Origin of the sequence: Gordonia paraffinivorans NBRC 108238, assembly GCF_000344155.1 — a bacterium.
Taxonomy (GTDB): Bacteria; Actinomycetota; Actinomycetes; order Mycobacteriales; family Mycobacteriaceae; genus Gordonia; species Gordonia paraffinivorans.
The window spans coordinates 94,893-111,352 of sequence record NZ_BAOQ01000019.1 but is presented as its reverse complement, the minus strand read 5'-3'; the positions used below and the strand labels follow the sequence as shown (position 1 = coordinate 111,352).

Sequence of the window (16,460 nt, the reverse complement as noted above, 5' to 3'; positions counted from 1 at the left end):
GTCACGTGCAGTTGCCGCGCGGGAGCTTGGTCATGTTCCGGTTCAACCAGTTGGCGATCGCGTTCAGCGCGGCGATCCCGCCGCTCATCGTTCCCGCCACGGCACTCATGGCGACCGCGGTGCGTCGGCCGTCGCGAAAGGTGAACAGCCCGATCTGGCGCACCAGGTAGCCCGACGACATCCCCGGCCCCCATCCGCCCTTGACCGCAGTGGCCCGCGGCGCGGACATGATCTCCACTCCCCACTGCTGGTTGCCGGCCACCTGCCCCATCAGCGAGAGCACGTTGCCGGCGCCGGACATGCACGGCAGATGCGCGGTGAAGGTTGCGGCATCGGGCAACGACCACACGGTCTGGCCGAAGGTCGTGTAACCCGCCCGACGCTGGGTGGCCGGTACGACCGTCGTCGTGTCGCCACCGTCACGCAACACCTCGGTGACCGCGTCGGCGGCCGCCTGTCCACCTCCCAACGACGACCACAGGGCCTCGGCAGAGGCGTTGTCGGAGTCGACGATCGCCGCGCGCGCCGCCGGACTCGGACCGTTGCGGCGTTCTGCGGCGATCGCCAGCGGCACCTTGATGGTCGACCAGGCGACCTGCGGGGTCTGGTCGCCGAGCGTCAAACCGGGAACGGCATTCCCTCCGACCGGCGCGATCGAGATGCCGACCGTCGATCCCGTTGCCGCGGCGACCTTGTCGAACCCGGCCGCCAGAGCGGCGTCGGACGCCGGCGGGACCGCGGACGAACCGGGTGTCGGGGGCTGGGTGGGGCTCGGCGGGGTCGAGGTGACCGTCACCGTCACCGGGGTGATCGGCTCCGGATCGGGTGCGTTCCCACACGCGGACGTGATCGCGGCGAGACCAAGAGCCACCGCGCCGGCCAGTGCCACCCCCGCCCTCGAGCGTGTGAGGAGCGAACCGCCCCGTGCCGGGCCTCGTGATGCCGGTTGTGTCATGTCTCGCGGGTTCGCGTTCGTGGGCTGAGCCATCAGTAGATGTGCACCACCGCATCGTTGCCGCCCCGGCACGTGACGACCGACCCCTCGGGCACACAGGTCATCGCATAGGTCAGGCCGGTCACCGGACTCGCCGCGTAGATGACGCGGGCGGTCCGCGCACCACCGGCGCGGAAGTACTCGTCGCGGACGGCGAAGGCGAACGGGCAGCTCGTGACCGAGGTCCCCACCCCGACCGTGGAGTCGCACGGTGTCGAACCGCTCGGTACGGCGGGCTGCGGCGGAGCGGGTTGCGGATTCTGCGTCTGCGGCGGGACGACGGTCTCGGTGACGGTCGGCGTCGTCGGCTCGGAAGCCGTGTCCGAGGTGTCGTCGCCCGTCCCCGCCAGCAACACGCCCGCGACCACCGCGAGACCGATGAGCGCGACGACGATCAGTCCGATGAGGATCGGGATCGCCGGCGAACGCCGACGCTCGGCCGGAGGGTACGCGGGCGGGTAGGCCGGCGGCGGCGCATAGGCGGCCGGGTACGGCTGGGGCCCGGAGAACTGCTGCCCCGTCGGGTACGGCTGGGAATCGGTGAACCGACGTGTGCCGGGGAAATCGTGGGGCTCCGAAACCTGTTGGGCACCTGAATGATTCGTGCCTACGACGGACTCCGGCCCGGTCTGGCGCACCTGGGTCTGATCGTAGGCTGGGTCCGGCGGCGCGATCACGGTCGAGGGCGCCTTGCTCAGGTTCACCGCGGAGTACGACCGCGGTGCCGGCTCCCCGGTCAACGCCGCGCGTGCTGCGCGGGCGAGTTCGGCGGCCGAGGAGAAGCGCTGTGCCGGATCGGCCGCGAGTCCGTGCCGGATGACCTCGTCCATCGCGGCCGGGACGCCGGCGGTGACGGTACTGGGCGCGGGTGGGGGCTCGAACAGGGCGGCCTTGATCGCCGAGCTCACCGTGGTCGCCGGGTGCGGCACGCGGCCGGTGAGGCACTCGAAGAGCACGCAGGCGAGTGCGTAGATGTCGCTCGCCGGGGTCAGCGGCGCGGCGTCGAACAGTTCCGGCGCCATGTACGCGAGCGACCCGACCGCGGTCCCGGTCTGGGTCAGATGCGTGTCCTCGTCGGCGTGGGCCACGCCGAAGTCGACGAGATAGGCGAAGTCGTTGGTGCCGACCAGGATGTTCTCCGGCTTGACGTCGCGATGCACGAGACCCTCGCCGTGCGCGGCGTCGAGCGCTGCGGCGACCTGCTCGATGATCGACACCGAACGCTCGGGGTCGAGCTTGGTCTCGCGGGTCAACAGCGCGCGGAGGTCCTCGCCGTGCACCAACCGCATGTCGATGAACAGGACGCCGTCGATCTCACCCCAGTCGTGGATCGGGATGACGTGTGGTTCGCCGAGGCGCGCCACGGCACGCGACTCCCGGCGGAAACGCTCCTGATAGGTCGAGTCGTCGGCGAGACCCGGGTTCAGCAGCTTGAGCGCGACGGTCCGGTCCTTCACCGTGTCGTACGCACGGTAGACCTCGCCCATGCCGCCGCGGCCCAGCAGTTCGTCGAGACGATAGGGACCGAACTGCGTGCCAACCCGGTTACCAACCATGACGAGCAGCCTATTCGGACATACCGACATCAATCTGTCCGTCGGTCGATCGCAACTCGACGGGTGCCGTCCTGTCGCGGGCCTCGCTAGGCTGACCAAGGGACCGGATGCCGGTCCGCCCGCCCCTCTCGTGCTCACGACCGACCGCAAAGGACTCCTCCGCTCGCATGCCTGCGCTGATCAAGGGCCAGAACGGCCCGCTGTCGACCTCCCAACTCGTCATCTCCGTCGACTTGGCGACCGCAGCCGACCTGTCGGCGCTGCTCGTGACCGACCGCGGCGTCGTCCGCAGCGACGCCGATTTCGTCTTCTACAACCAGCCGACCGGGCCGGGCGTCTCGCTCGAGCAGACCCCCGGCGGCCCGGGACGGCTGCGCATCTCGACCAACAGCCTCCCGGCCGACATCGACTCCGTCCGCGCCGTCATCACCCTCGCGGACCCGGGTTCGACGTTCGGCCGCTTCGCCCCGCCGGTCGCGCGGGTCTCCGACGCCGCCGGCCGAGAGCTCTACGACTACGCCATCACCGGCCTGACGACGGAGTCGGTGGTCATCGCGCTCGAGGTGTACCGGCGAGGTCTCGACTGGAAGGTCCGCGCCGTCGGACAGGGCTACGCGGGCGGCTTCGCCGACCTCGTCCGGGATCACGGCGTGAGCGTCGACGACGAGCCGACCCCACCACCGGCACCCACTCCGGCTGCGACGACACCACCCGCGTACACGCCCCCGCCGGCCACACCACCCGCGTACACGCCGCCGCCGGCCACGCCGCCTGCGTACACGCCGCCGCCCACCCACACACCGCCGCCCACGTACTCCACGCCGCCCGCGCACACCCCGGCCGCCGCTTCGCCGCCTCCCGCGCCGCCGCGGGCCCCGGAGATCAGTCTCAGCAAGGACCGCCCGGTCAGCCTGGTGAAGGGACAGAAGGTCACCCTCCGCAAGGAAGGCGGGGTGAAGCTCACCAACATCAGCATGGGACTCGGGTGGGACCCGGTCCCCCGGCGGTTCGGCCGGTCGAGCAACATCGACCTCGACGCATCGGTGCTGATGTACTCGCGCGGCCAGTGCACGGAGATCGTCTACTACGGACATCTCACGAGCGACGACCGTTCCATCGTCCATTCCGGCGACAACCTCACCGGCGAGGGCGAGGGCGACGACGAGGTGATCCGCGTTGCGCTGCAATCGGTCCCGCCGCACATCGACGCGCTGGTGTTCATCGTGACCTCCTACCGCGGGCAGACCTTCGAGGAGATCGACAACGCGTTCTGCCGCCTCGTCGACGACACGACCGGAGCCGAACTCGCCCGCTACACCCTCAAGGGCGGCATGCCGTTCACGGCGGTCGCGATGGCGGTCATCAGCCGAGACGGCGGCGACTGGCGGTTGCGCGCGATCGGTGACGGTTTCAACGCGAAGACGCCGAAGAAGGCGCTGCCCCACGTCGGCCGTTACCTCTGACGCGCCCCACAACGACGAATCGCGTTGCGTGAGTGCCCGGTCGGCGGGCACGAACGCAACGCGATCGTCGTGACGGCAGTGTTCAGATGACCCCGTGGTTCAGATGACCCCGTGGTTCAGATGACCCCGTGGTTCAGATGACGCCGTGCAGCGGCGGGTCCTCGCCGCGCAGCAGGCGGCGGCCGATGTGCTGGTACTTCCAGCGGACGGGGTCGTGCAGCGTGTGGGTGCGGGCGTCCCGCCAGAACCGGTCGAGTCCGGATCCGGCTGCCGCAGCACGCGTTCCGCTCACCTCGAACAGCGCCGACGCCACCGGCGTCGACACCCGGTCGGCGACGGCCTTGGCCCGCGCCACGGCGATCGACGCCTCCGCGGCGAGCTCGGGACGCGTACCGGCGGCCACGGCCTCGTCGACGGCCCGGCCGGCCGCGGCGAGCATGGCCTCGGCGGTGGCCACGTCGACGTCGAGTTCGCCGAAGCGCTGGACCACCAGCGGGTCGTCGACCGCGCGCTCGACGCCGGCCTCGAACCACGGGCGCGCCTTGGTGCGCACGAACTCGGCGGCCGCGTTCAGCGCTCCGCGGGCGATGCCCGTGTCGATCGCGACGTGCAGCAGCTGTGCGTACGCACCGTAGGCGGTCGGTGCGGCGGTCGCCGCGGCACGGGCGACCAGATCGTCGGCGCGAACCCCCACGCCGGTGAACCGGACGGTGCCCGAGCCGGTCGTCCGCTGCCCCACCGCGTCCCAGTCGTCGACAATCTCCACGCCTGCGGAGTCAGCCGGGATGAACGCCACGTACTCGCCGGGCGCGAAGTCGCCGACCGCCGCGTCCAGCTTCGCCAGCACCGCGAGGGTGTGCGCGTACGGCGAACCGGTGCAGTAGAACTTCTCACCGTCGAGGCTGAACCGCGTGCCGTCGCCGTCGACCGGGGTCAGCCTCGTCGAGATGTCGGCGATGGTCTTGCCCCCGCGCTCGGACTGCGCGTTGGCGATGCGCCCGCCGGCGAGCACATCGGCGAAGATGCGCTCGGCCAGCTGCTCCGGCGCGGCGAGGCGCACCAGGTTGAGATACACGAAGTGGCTGTGCGGGATCTGCGCGATGCTCGGGTCCGCGGCCGCCAGGATCGACACGACCTCGGCCAGGACACTCGGTGCGACGTCGAGTCCGCCGAACCGGGCGGGCACGGTCAGTGCGAGCAGTCCGGACGCCGAGAGCCGGTCGATCTCCTCGAATGGCAGCCTGCGATCACGATCCCGTTCGGCCGCGCCGGCCGCAAAGGACGCGGCCAGCTCCCGCGCGACGGACAGGGCCTCCTGCGTCGAGGAGATCCGGTCGGCCACGACGGGCCGGGCAGCCTGCCCCACTGCCGTCACGCGACCCCCACGGGAGCCTGCGCGGCCTCGAGCTCGCGGACGAGCGGGAGCACCTTCTCGCCGAAGTACTCGATCTCCTCCTGGAAGTGCAGGAAGCCACCGAGGATGAGGTCGACGCCGAGGCGCTTGTAGGCGACGATGCGCTCGGCGACCTGCTCCGGGGTGCCGATCAGCTGGGTGCGGAAACCGTCGTTGTACTGGACGAGATCCTCGAAGGTCGAGTCCGCCCACATGCCCTTCTTGTCGCCGGTGGCGTTGCCGGCCTGCTGGACGGCGTCCCGGAAGCCCTCCACCGCAGGACGATTGGCCTTCTCGACGATCTCGCGCAGGGTGTCGCGGGCTTCCTTTTCGGTGTCGCGGGCGATGATGAAGCCGTTGAGGCCGAACTTGACCTCGCGGTTGTTCGCGCGGGCCACGTTGCGCAGGTCGTCGATCTGCTCGGTGACGCCGTCGAAGTCCTTGCCGTTGGAGAAGTACCAGTCGGCGTACTTGCCGCCGTTGAGGCGGGCGGCGGTCGAGTTGCCGCCCTGGAACAGCTCGGGGTTCGGACGCTCGGGGGTGTTGAGCGGCTTGGGCTTCAGGGTGAAGTCGTGGATGCGGTAGAAGTCGCCGCGGAACTCCACATCGTCCTCGGTCCACACCTTGCGCATGACCTGCAGGAACTCGGCGCTGCGGCGGTAGCGCTCGTCGTGCTCGAGCCAGGGCTCGCCGAGGTGGGTGAACTCGTCCTTGAACCACCCGGAGACGACGTTGATCGCGAAGCGGCCGTTGGACAGGTGGTCGGCGGTGGCGCCGAACTTGGCCAGCACCACCGGATGCCACAGGCCCGGGTGGACGGCGGCGATGACCTTCAGACGCTGCGTCGCGAGCAGGAGCGCGAGGCTGAAGCTGGTCGACTCGTGCTGGTACTCGGCGCCGTAGCTGGCCTCGTAGCGCACCTGCGACAGCGCGTACTCGAAGCCGTTGTTCTCCGCGGTCTGGGCGAGCTTGACGTTGTAGTCGTAGTCCCAGTTGGTGCGCTGTTCGATGTCACTGGTGACCAGGCCGCCGGAGACGTTGGGCACCCAGTAGGCGAACTTGATCTGGTCCGCGATGGATTCGGTGGACATGGTTTACCTCCGCTGGTGGTCGTGGAGCGTGAGTGGAACGGGAGTGGGCGGGATCAGGAGGACGCGGCCTGCAGGCGCGGCAGGAAGGCGGTGCGGACCTCTTCCTTCGGGCGGGAGCCGCCCTCGTCGAGGAGGCCGAGGCGTGCCAGCGCGGGACGCACGCCCTCGCCGAAGTGGTAGGCCTCCTCCAGGTGCGGGTAGCCCGACAGGACGAAGTGGTCGAGACCGAGGGCGGCGTACTCGCCGATCAGTGCGGCGACCTCGTCGTAGGAGCCGACCAGCGCGGTGCCGGCACCGCCGCGGACCAGGCCGACCCCGGCCCAGACACCGGGGTGGATCTCCAGCGAGCGCGGATCGGTCGACGAACCGAAAGCCTTTCCGCGACCGTGGAGTTCGCTCATCCGGCGCTGCCCCTCCGACTCGGACCGGGCGAGGTTGCGCTGCGCCGCCTCCACCTGCGCGGGGTCGAGGGCGCCCAGCAGGCGCGAGGCCTCGGCCCACGCCTGCTCGGAGGTCTCGCGGGCGATCACGTGGAAACGGATGCCGTGGTCGAGGGTGCGCCCCTGCGCGGCGGCCAGGCCGTTGATCCAGGCGATCTTCTTCGACACGTCCTCGGGACGCTCGCCCCAGGTGAGGTAGGTGTCGGCGTGCTTGGCCGCCACGTCGCCGGCCGCCGGCGACGATCCGCCGAAGAACACCTGCGGCGTCGGGTCGGGGCGACGGCCGAGCAGCGCGTTCTCCACGCGCAGGTACTTGCCGACGAAGTCGACCGGCTCGTCGGAGGTCCAGAGGCTGCGGATGATCTCCAGGTACTCGTCGCACCGCTCGTAGCGGGCGTTCTTGGCGAGGAAGTCGCCGAAGGCGCGCTGCTCGCTCGACTCCCCACCCGTGACGACGTTGATGAGCAGTCGGCCCTGCGAGTGCCACTGGAAGGTCGCCGACATCTGGGCGGCGAGCAGCGGCGAGATCAGACCGGGGCAGAACGCGATGAGGAACTTGAGGGTCTCGGTCGAGTCGATGAGGGCCGCGGTGGTCAGCCACGCGTCCTCACACCAGAGGCCCGCCGGCGTCAGCACCGCCTTGAACCCGTTGGTCTCGGCCGCGTTGGCCAGCTGCTTCAGGTACTTCAGGTCGGCCGGACGGTCCCCGTTCATCTGGCTGCCGTGCCCACCCGCGATCAGGTTGCGGGAGTCACCATAGGTGGGCAGGAACCAGTGGAAATGCAGAGACACCGCGAGGGCACCTTTCGTCGTCGAACAGCAGGAGGACTACGGCAGGTGTGATCCCCACGGACCGGACGCGGGCCGCGCGGCAGCACACTCGCCGACGGCAAGTGTCGATCACCGGCAACAGGTGCGACCACAATTGAAATCGGCGTGACGCCAACTCGACAAGGTGCCGCCGACTACGCTATCCGGCGCGTTTCCGCTGGTGACGGCGTTGGGCCTCGAAGCGCCTGGAACCGGGATCGGACAATTCGCCGCCGCCCGGCGGACGGTGTGTCCCGATCCGGGGGGTTCGCGACGCCACCCGACCCGATGCTCAGCGGGAGGGGCGCCACTGCGCCATGCCCAGGAAGACCATCACGAGCTGCCGCTCGGTGCGTTCCACGATGTCCTTCTCGGCCCCGCGTCCGCGATACTCGCCGTCGAGGAGGTCGGCGACCGCGGTGAGCATGATCGTCACGATCAGCTCCGCGGCCGTCTCCAGATCCTCCGGCTCCCACTCCGCGAGCGCGGGCAGGCGCGCCAGGTCGATCGCGAGTTCCTTGGAGAACAAGCGCAATTCGGTGTCGATGGCGCGGCGGATCTCGGCGATGCCGCCGTGCTGTTCGCGGACCAGGAAGCGGAATTGCGCCTCGTTCTCGCGCACGTGACGCAGCAGGATCTCCAGCGATGTCTTGGCCGTCGGCATCGCCTGGCGTTCGGCGAGGTCACGCCGCCCCTCGCGCAACGCGCGCCGCAACACCCGCATCGAGTCCTCGACAAGCGTGACGCCCAGGTCCTCCATCGACGCGAAGTGCCGGTAGAAGGCCGTGGGCACGATCCCCGCCCCGCGGGCCACCTCGCGGAGGCTGATGCTGCCGAAGCTTCGCTCGGCGACGAGCGACCTCGTCGTGTCCAGCAGCGCCTCACGCGTCTGGTTCTTGCGATCGGCACGCGAGTGCGATTCACCGTTGCCCGAGGAATGACCCCGGCTCGTACTCCGCGTGCGTGCCACAGGCCGAGTCTATGTGTCCGTTTCGCACCTCCCCCGCCCCACCCCGGCATGGCGTGTGACCGCCGACACAACGGCCACGGGTTGACGCCAGGGGTGATCACGGTGTCACACTTGTCGGTGTACACATGTACACCGAATTACTCGAACGGAGCCCGCCATGAGCATCCGCAGCCCCCAGACCCGAAGCCAGTCGCGCCCGGTCGCCGCACGTTCCGGCCGATGGAACCGACTGGTCGGATCGATCGTCGAGGCGGCGTTGTCGCCGCATCCGGTCGACCGCTACCTCGAACTCCTCGACCCGATGCTCACCTGGCGCGACCTGCGCGGCGAGATCGTGCGGGTCGAGCACCCGACCGCCCGGACGGTCCGCCTGACCATCCGCCCCACGCGCCAGTGGCGGGGCCACCGCGCCGGGCAATTCGTGCAGCTCAGCGTCGTCATCGACGGTGTGCGGCACACCCGCTGCTTCTCGCCCGCCAACGCCGGGTCCGGTCCCGACGGCACCATCGAACTCACCGTCACAGCCAACGAGGACGGCCTGGTCTCCAAGCACCTGGCCCGCCACGCCCGCCCCGGCGACGTCGTCGGACTGTCCCAGGCCGACGGGGAGTTCGTCCTGCCCGAGACCGACCCGGCCTCCGCAGTCTTCATCAGCGGTGGCAGCGGGATTACACCTGTACTCTCAATGCTGAGGACGCTCGTATCGCAATCCTTCGCCGGACCGATCACCTTCGTCCACTACGCACCGACGCGGCACGATGTCGCCTACCGCGCCGAGCTCGCCGAGCTCGAGCAGGCGCATCCGCAGCTGGACCTGCGCCTGCACTTCACCCGTGAGGCCGACGACGGCCACTTCACCGTCGACCACCTCGACGGGGTCCCGGCGCTGGCCGACGCCGACGTGTTCGTCTGCGGGCCCGCCCCGCTCATGGACGCCGTGGCCGCCGCACACGCCGATCTCGGGATCTCCCGGCCCCTGCATCGGGAGGCGTTCACGCTCACCGCGCCCGTCGTCGCCGACCCGGACTCGGCAGACGGCGAGGTCAGGTTCTCGCGTTCGGGCGCAACCGCCGCCAACGACGGACGCCCGCTGCTCGATCAGGCCGAGAGCGCCGGCCTGACCCCGGAATCGGGATGCCGGATGGGGATCTGTTTCTCCTGCACCGCGGTCAAGAAGTCCGGGTGCACGCGCAACGTGCTGACCGGAGAGACCGACGTCGAATCCGACAAGCAGATCCAGCTGTGCATCAACGCGCCGGTCGGCTCGGTCGAGATCGACATCTGAGGCCACCGTCACCCCGCCGCCGAACACCCGCTCCCACATCACCTTCCGCCTACCACCTGAGGAGGCAAACATGACCCTCGAACTCACCCGCGAAACCGTCGGCGACACCCGCCCCGCCGGCGCGCCCACCACCGCCGACCACTCCGCGGACGATCCCAACACCGTGGTCCTGTCCTACGAACAGGTCGAGGCGCTCGGTCGCGACCTCGACGAACTGCGCGCCCGCGTCGTCGCCGACCTCGGGCAGAAGGACCGCGATTACCTGTACTCCGTCATCCGCGCCCAGCGCGGGTTCGAGATCGGCGGCCGTGCGCTGATGTATCTGGGCTTCTTCCCGCCGGCGTGGATCGCCGCGGTCGGCGCGCTCTCGGTGTCGAAGATCCTCGACAACATGGAGATCGGCCACAACGTCATGCACGGCCAGTACGACTGGATGCGCGAGGACTCCTACAACTCCCGCGAATTCGAATGGGACACCGTATGCCCGGCCGACCAGTGGAAGCACAGCCACAACTACCTGCACCACACCTTCACCAACATCCTCGGCGAGGACCGCGACATCGGCTACGGCATCCTCCGGATGGCCCGCGACCAGAAGTGGAATCCCTACTACCTGGGCAATCTCGGCTATGCCACCGCGTTGATGCTCCTGTTCGAGTGGGGCGTCATGCTGCACGACCTCGAGGCGGAGAACGTCATCGCGGGCAAGCGCAAGTGGAGTGACGTCAAGGGTCTGCTGAAGGGCATGTGGCGCAAGGCCGGTCGCCAGGTGCTCAAGGACTACGTCGTGTTCCCGGCGCTGACGGGACCGTTGTTCATCCCGACGCTGCTCGGCAACGCCACCGCGAACCTCGTCCGCAACGTGTGGACGTACTCCATCATCTTCTGCGGCCACTTCCCCACCGGCGCACAGACATTCACGTCGGAGGAGTGCGCGAACGAGACGCGTGGCCAGTGGTACCTGCGCCAGATGCTCGGTTCGGCCAACATCACCGGCAGCCCGCTGTTCCACGTCATGAGCGGCAACCTGTCGCACCAGATCGAACACCACCTCTTCCCCGACATCCCGGCCTGCCGCTACCCCGAGATGGCCGAGGAGGTCCGCGAGATCTGCGAACGCCACGGCCTGCCCTACAACACCGGGCCGCTGAGCCGGCAGCTCGGGTCGACCTGGAAGAAGATCGCCAAGCTGTCGCTGCCGAACTTCATGACCCGTGACGACGACGACCTCACCGTCATCGTCGAGCGCGAGCCCGCGTCGGCGGCCTGAGCAGCGCGGACGTCGGCTCCCGCCGACCGCTCGGCGAACGCCGTTTGAGCGGCTGGTCCCGCGGGTACGCTCGGGACCAGCCGCTCTTCCATGCACACGGGCGGCGTCGACGGCGATCGCGGGAACCACCCGCGAATCCACGGCAGACATCCCGCGAATCCAGGGGGCACGAGATGATCGACAACATCGAGCGGAACAAGGACCTGTTGCAGGAGCTGATCGAATCGACGGCCACGCACGTGGGTCGCATCGCGACGATCATCACCGGCGCGGTCGTCGGGGTGACCCGGGAGATCGGCGAGATCGTCACCGACGGGTTCGAGATGCGGGAGGCCGCCCGCCGGGCCAGGGCCGACGACGAGGACCGCCGAGCCGACGACTCCATCCTCGACGCCGAGTTCGCCTACGCGGAGGTCACCGGCGAAGTCGATTTCTCGCGGCCGTTCGCCGACTCCGAACAGGCCGGGCAGGTCACCGGGACCGAGCTCGACGATCTGCCGGAGCGCATCGACGTCGGCGAGCAGACCGGCATCGACCAGGAGGGCGAGATCTCGCGGAACGCCGAGACGGCGACCGACGGCGGCGTGACCGGACAGGACGAGCCGGACGTGGCCGACCCGCGCGAGATCGCGGCCGAGGAGCCGCGCATCGACCCCGACACCGATCATCTGTGAACGAGGGCTTGTGAGACCGACCTCACCGTCTTCCGATCTGCGTGGATGGAACCTTTGCCAAGGCGCGTTGACGTCCGTAGCTTGTTGCTGATCGTCCAGCGCGGGTCACTCCGCAGATTCGAGAGGTACGTCGATGTCGGCGCGTGAGGTCTTCTCCTTCCCCAACCCCGTCAACGACTATGCGGCACGCACGACCGCTGGTCTGGTCGTGGTGTTCGCCATCATCGCGATCGCGGTGAACAACCCCGTTCTCTACGGTCTGCTGGCCCTCGGCTTCGTGCTCCGCGTGGCCTCGGGTCCGACGCTCTCCCCGTTCGGTCAGCTCTCGGTGAAGGTCCTCGTCCCGAAGCTCGTCCGCAAGGAGAAGCTGGTCCCGGGTCCGCCGAAGCGCTTCGCGCAGGCCATCGGTCTCGTGGTCAGCGGCGCGGCCTTCGTGCTGAGCCTGTTCGGCCTCGGCCTGGCCGCCCAGATCGTCACCGGCGTGCTGGTGGTCGCCGCGAGCCTGGAGTCGGTGCTCGGATTCTGTCTCGGCTGCACGATCTTCGGCTTCCTGCAGCGTGCGGGAATCATCCCGGAATCGGTATGCGAGGCCTGCAACAACATCTCGCTGCGCAACCCCGCGGCCGCGGCGTAGCGTCGCACAGTTCACCGACGAAGCCGGCACCCTCATGGGTGCCGGCTTCATACGTCTCGGGCCGATCTCTGGCTAGTCGGACTTGACCGCGCGATCGGGCACGGTCATCGCCATGAGCATGATCTCGGTCTCGGTGTACTCGCGGCCCGGGTGCTCGGCCGCCAGGTGCGCCTGCACCTTGGCGACGAAGTCGTCCTCGAGCGCGGTGATGGACTCGCCGCAGGGGCAACGCAGGTTGTATGCCATGGCTCACATCTTATCCGCGGATGTGAGACCCGCTCGACGGGCCCGAACGGGTTCCCGCCGACCCGATCCGAGCGACTCAGTCGAGGATGCCGAGTGCGATCCCGTCGAGGATGTCGTGTTCGCTGACGACCAGCTCGGTGATCCCGGCCCGCTCGGACAGGGTCCTCGCCAGCTCGAGGGTGACGATCGATCCCCCGCCGATCACGTCGACGCGTCCCGGGTGCATCGGCCCCAGGGCCGCCCGCTCGGCGCGCGGCATGTGGATCAGGTCCCAGCAGATGCGATCGAGATCGGACAACGAGACCCGCGACAGGTGGATCCTCTCCGAGTCGTAGTCGTCGAGGCCTGCGGCGAGCGCGGCGAGCGTGGTCATCGTGCCCGCGACGCCGACCCAGGTGCGCGCCGAATCCACCGGCACGGCGGCGAAGGCCTCGGCCAGCCGCTCGGCCGCGAAGACGCGTGCGGCGTCGATCTCGGCGGCGGTCGGGGGGTCCGACGGCAGCGCGCGTTCGGTGAGTCGCACGCAGCCGATGTCGGCCGAGTACGCGGCGTGGACGCCGTCGGCGTCGCCGATCACCACCTCGGTCGATCCGCCGCCGAGGTCGGTGACGACGAAAGGTCCACTGGCGGGGTCCAATTCGCCGACCGCGCCGCGGAACGACAGCCGGGCCTCCTCGTCGCCCGAGATCACCTCGGCGATGGCGCCGTCGGCGACACACCCGAGCAGGTCGGCGGTCATGGCGAAGAACTCGTCGCGGTTCGACGCGTCGCGGGTCGCCGAGGTCGCGACCATCCGGACCTTTTCGACCCCGAGCGACTCCATGATCTTGACGTAGTCGGCGAGCGCCACGCGGGTGCGCTCGATCGACTCGGGCGCGAACCGGCCGGTGGCGTCGACGCCGAGACCGAGACGGACGATGCGCATCTCCCGGTGCAGGTCGACGAGCCGGCCGTCGGGCCCGGGCTTCGCCACGAGCAGGCGGATGGAGTTGGTGCCGCAGTCGACGGCGCCGACGACCGTCACGAGCCGTCTCCCGCCCCGTCGGTGTCGCGGACCTCCGGCGGCAGGGTGTCGGGCCAGTCTGCGGGGATCGCCGTGCCGCGCAGCCCGTGTGCCGCGGCGAGGGCCACGGCCTCGTCGCCGAGCGGGTTGACGCCCGGCCCCTTGGCGAGCGAGTGCGCGATGAGCACGTGCAGGCACTTCACCCGGTCGGGCATGCCGCCGCCGGTGAAGTCGGTGCCGAGCGGCTCGATGGCGTCGCGCTCGGCCAGGTAGGACTCGTGCGCGCGGCGATAGGCCTCGGCCAGTTCGGGATCGGACTGCAGGCGCGCGGTCATCCCCTTCATCACCCCGGCCGACTCCTGGCGGCTCGCCTCGGCGGTCAGCCGCGGGTCGGTCAGGTAGTACAGCGTCGGGAACGGGGTTCCGTCGGGCAGCCGCGGCGCGGTCTTCACGACCGCGGGCCGACCGTCCGGGGTCCGGTAGCTGATCTCGATGACCCCGCGCGGCCGGCGTCCCAACTGCTGTTCGACGACGGCGAGATCTTCCTCTGACACGCTCACGTCCGGTGCCTCACTGTGATCGGGTGTCTGGGCGAACTGGGGGGTGCGGGCGATGACCTCCGGGCGGGAAGGGTGACCGGGGCATCGCTCACTGCGCGGAAGGCGGCGTCGACAGGGTGTCCCACAGGTTGCCGTACCAGGGAGCGCGTGCCCGCTTCTCCGCACGCTCCTGCGCCTCCCGGCGCGCTTCGTCGGCGGGGAACAGCATCACCAGCGGGATCTCCCCCGGCTTGACGAACTGCAGGCGTGCCCGCGCCTGTGCCTCGATGTACGCGGGGTCGTTCTGCTCGTTGACCTTCTGCTGGTAGTCCGCGACCTCGCGTCGCAGCTGCTCGTTGGCCGCGGCCAGCTGGTTGAACTCCGACCGCTGGCTGAAATAGGTGCGCAGCGGCATCGCGAGCGTCAGCGCCACCACGCACACGACGACCACGGTGATCACCAGTGTGGCGACCGTGGCCGGGGTCATCTCGAGGCGGCGCAGCCGGGCCGCGAAGCCCGACGACACCCGCGAGCGTCCTGGTGCGGCCGCTCGGCGTGACGTCCGGACCGCGGTGTCGGCCGAGACTGCCGAGTCGGCAGCGGTGACCGGCTCCGTCTCGCCGGTCTCGGTGACCGAGACCGGCGGGACGGGACGGATCGGTCGGCTCGGCCGCTCGTGGCGTCGCGTGCGACGGGCGTCGCGCGTGCGGGGATCGACGCGGCGATCCCGGGCACGGCGACGCCCGTCACCGCGGTGACGTCGCTCCGAAGCCATGTGAACAGCTAATCACGAACCAAACGAGAAACGCGGGAAGGCGAGATCGCCCGCGTAGCGTGCCGCGTCGCCGAGGCCTTCTTCGATGCGGAGGAGCTGGTTGTACTTGGCGACGCGCTCGGAGCGGGCGGGGGCGCCGGTCTTGATCTGTCCGCAGCTGCACGCGACGGCCAGGTCGGCGATGGTGGTGTCCTCGGTCTCGCCGGACCGGTGGCTCATCATCGTCTTGTAGCCGTTGTTGTGGGCGAGCGCGACGGCGTCGAGGGTCTCGGTCAGGGTGCCGATCTGGTTGACCTTGACCAGCAGCGCGTTGGCGATGCCCTTGGAGATGCCCTCCTCGAGACGCTCGGGGTTGGTGACGAACAGGTCGTCACCGACGAGCTGCACCTTGTCGCCGATGGCCTCGGTCAGCTTGGCCCAGCCGGCCCAGTCGTCCTCGGAGAGGCCGTCCTCGATCGACACGATCGGGTAGTCGCTGATCAGCTTCTCGTAGAACGACACCATCTCGTCGGCGCCGAGCTCCTTGCCCTCGAGCTTGTAGACGCCGTCGGAGTAGAACTCGGTCGACGCGGCGTCGAGCGCGATGACGACGTCGCGACCGAAGTTGTAGCCGGCCTTGCCCACGGCCTCGCCGATCGCGGCGATGGCGGCCTCGGTGTTGGGCAGGTCGGGGGCGAAGCCGCCCTCGTCACCCAGCGCGGTGTTGAGCCCCTGCTTGTGCAGGACCGACTTGAGCGCGTGGTAGACCTCGGCGCCGCAGCGCAGGGCCTCCTTGAAGGTCGGCGCGCCGACCGGGGCGATCATGAACTCCTGGAAGTCGATGCCGTTGTCGGCGTGCTCGCCGCCGTTGATGATGTTCATCATCGGGACCGGCAGGATGTGGGCGTTCGGTCCGCCGATGTAGCGGAACAGCGGCAGGCCGGCCGACTCGGCCGCGCCCTTGGCCACGGCCAGGGACACACCCAGGATCGCGTTGGCGCCGATTCGGCTCTTGTCGGGGGTGCCGTCGCAGTCGAGGAGGGCCTGGTCGACGAGGCGCTGCTCCTCGGCCTCGATACCGATCACCGCCGGTGCCAGCTCGCCGAGAACACCCTCGACGGCCTTGGTGACACCCTTGCCCAGGTAACGCTCACCGCCGTCACGCAGCTCGACGGCCTCGTGCTCGCCGGTGGATGCCCCGGACGGGACAGCGGCGCGGGTGAAGGTGCCGTCATCCAGGACGACCTCGACCTCGACCGTCGGGTTTCCCCGCGAATCGAGAATCTCGCGCGCACCTACCTGCTCGATGATTGCCACGACTGAACTCCGATCTCGGTG

General features: G+C 69.6%; 16 protein-coding genes. 5 read left to right on the top strand and 11 right to left on the bottom strand.

Annotation, left to right across the window (positions count from 1 at the left end):
• Nucleotide 1 precedes the first annotated feature (1 nt).
• Complete coding sequence (locus GP2_RS10655) at nucleotides 2-889, bottom strand: serine hydrolase (protein ID WP_006900517.1); 888 nt, start codon at nucleotides 887-889, stop codon at nucleotides 2-4.
• A 98-nt stretch (nucleotides 890-987) separates the two neighbouring features.
• Entirely contained in the window at nucleotides 988-2,550 is a 1,563-nt protein-coding gene (locus GP2_RS10650; RefSeq protein WP_006900516.1) for a serine/threonine-protein kinase, read from the bottom strand.
• A gap of 167 nt (nucleotides 2,551-2,717) precedes the next feature.
• Here GP2_RS10650 and GP2_RS10645 point away from each other — a divergent pair, with 167 nt between their 5' ends.
• The gene (locus GP2_RS10645; RefSeq protein ID WP_006900515.1) at nucleotides 2,718-4,013 is read left to right on the top strand and encodes a TerD family protein; all 1,296 of its coding nucleotides are present in this window, start codon (nucleotides 2,718-2,720) and stop codon (nucleotides 4,011-4,013) included.
• A 133-nt stretch (nucleotides 4,014-4,146) separates the two neighbouring features.
• Here the strand turns inward: GP2_RS10645 and GP2_RS10640 are convergent, their stop codons facing one another.
• The 4 genes from GP2_RS10640 to GP2_RS10625 form a co-directional block, all read right to left on the bottom strand.
• A complete protein-coding gene (locus GP2_RS10640; RefSeq protein WP_006900514.1) occupies nucleotides 4,147-5,388 on the bottom strand; it encodes an SfnB family sulfur acquisition oxidoreductase in 1,242 nt (413 codons plus the stop codon).
• Complete coding sequence (gene sfnG / locus GP2_RS10635; RefSeq protein ID WP_006900513.1) at nucleotides 5,385-6,497, bottom strand: dimethylsulfone monooxygenase SfnG; 1,113 nt, start codon at nucleotides 6,495-6,497, stop codon at nucleotides 5,385-5,387. The genes GP2_RS10640 and sfnG overlap by 4 nt, the downstream gene beginning before the upstream one ends.
• Before the next feature lie 53 nt (nucleotides 6,498-6,550).
• Nucleotides 6,551-7,729: an LLM class flavin-dependent oxidoreductase gene (locus GP2_RS10630; RefSeq protein WP_006900512.1), complete on the bottom strand. Its 1,179-nt coding sequence runs from the start codon at nucleotides 7,727-7,729 to the stop codon at nucleotides 6,551-6,553.
• 310 nt (nucleotides 7,730-8,039) lie between these two features.
• Nucleotides 8,040-8,717, bottom strand: coding sequence for a TetR family transcriptional regulator (locus GP2_RS10625; RefSeq protein ID WP_006900511.1), 678 nt, complete (start codon nucleotides 8,715-8,717; stop codon nucleotides 8,040-8,042).
• Nucleotides 8,718-8,874: 157 nt separating this feature from the next.
• On the opposite strand from GP2_RS10625, the gene GP2_RS10620 reads away from it, so the two are divergent.
• The 4 genes from GP2_RS10620 to GP2_RS10605 all read left to right on the top strand — a co-directional run bounded on the left by GP2_RS10620 (nucleotide 8,875) and on the right by GP2_RS10605 (nucleotide 12,580).
• Entirely contained in the window at nucleotides 8,875-10,002 is a 1,128-nt protein-coding gene (locus GP2_RS10620) for a ferredoxin reductase (protein ID WP_006900510.1), read from the top strand.
• A 70-nt stretch (nucleotides 10,003-10,072) separates the two neighbouring features.
• A complete protein-coding gene (locus tag GP2_RS10615) occupies nucleotides 10,073-11,272 on the top strand; it encodes a fatty acid desaturase family protein (protein ID WP_006900509.1) in 1,200 nt (399 codons plus the stop codon).
• A gap of 173 nt (nucleotides 11,273-11,445) precedes the next feature.
• Complete coding sequence (locus GP2_RS10610; RefSeq protein WP_006900508.1) at nucleotides 11,446-11,946, top strand: hypothetical protein; 501 nt, start codon at nucleotides 11,446-11,448, stop codon at nucleotides 11,944-11,946.
• Nucleotides 11,947-12,079: 133 nt separating this feature from the next.
• Nucleotides 12,080-12,580 (top strand): DUF4395 domain-containing protein, encoded by a 501-nt coding sequence (locus tag GP2_RS10605; protein ID WP_006900507.1) that lies wholly within the window; start codon nucleotides 12,080-12,082, stop codon nucleotides 12,578-12,580.
• Between the two features lie 72 nt (nucleotides 12,581-12,652).
• Here GP2_RS10605 and GP2_RS21820 read toward each other — a convergent pair whose 3' ends face one another.
• The 5 genes from GP2_RS21820 to eno all read right to left on the bottom strand — a co-directional run bounded on the left by GP2_RS21820 (nucleotide 12,653) and on the right by eno (nucleotide 16,439).
• Nucleotides 12,653-12,826, bottom strand: coding sequence for a hypothetical protein (locus GP2_RS21820; RefSeq protein WP_006900506.1), 174 nt, complete (start codon nucleotides 12,824-12,826; stop codon nucleotides 12,653-12,655).
• A 76-nt stretch (nucleotides 12,827-12,902) separates the two neighbouring features.
• On the bottom strand, nucleotides 12,903-13,850 hold the full coding sequence (locus GP2_RS10600) for a Ppx/GppA phosphatase family protein (RefSeq protein ID WP_006900505.1): 948 nt from the start codon (nucleotides 13,848-13,850) through the stop codon (nucleotides 12,903-12,905).
• Complete coding sequence (locus tag GP2_RS10595) at nucleotides 13,847-14,389, bottom strand: DUF501 domain-containing protein (protein ID WP_040526761.1); 543 nt, start codon at nucleotides 14,387-14,389, stop codon at nucleotides 13,847-13,849. The genes GP2_RS10600 and GP2_RS10595 overlap by 4 nt, the downstream gene beginning before the upstream one ends.
• Nucleotides 14,390-14,477: 88 nt before the next feature.
• Nucleotides 14,478-15,143: a septum formation initiator family protein gene (locus tag GP2_RS10590; protein ID WP_006900503.1), complete on the bottom strand. Its 666-nt coding sequence runs from the start codon at nucleotides 15,141-15,143 to the stop codon at nucleotides 14,478-14,480.
• 12 nt (nucleotides 15,144-15,155) lie between these two features.
• Nucleotides 15,156-16,439: a phosphopyruvate hydratase gene (gene eno / locus GP2_RS10585; protein WP_006900502.1), complete on the bottom strand. Its 1,284-nt coding sequence runs from the start codon at nucleotides 16,437-16,439 to the stop codon at nucleotides 15,156-15,158.
• Nucleotides 16,440-16,460 lie beyond the last annotated feature (21 nt).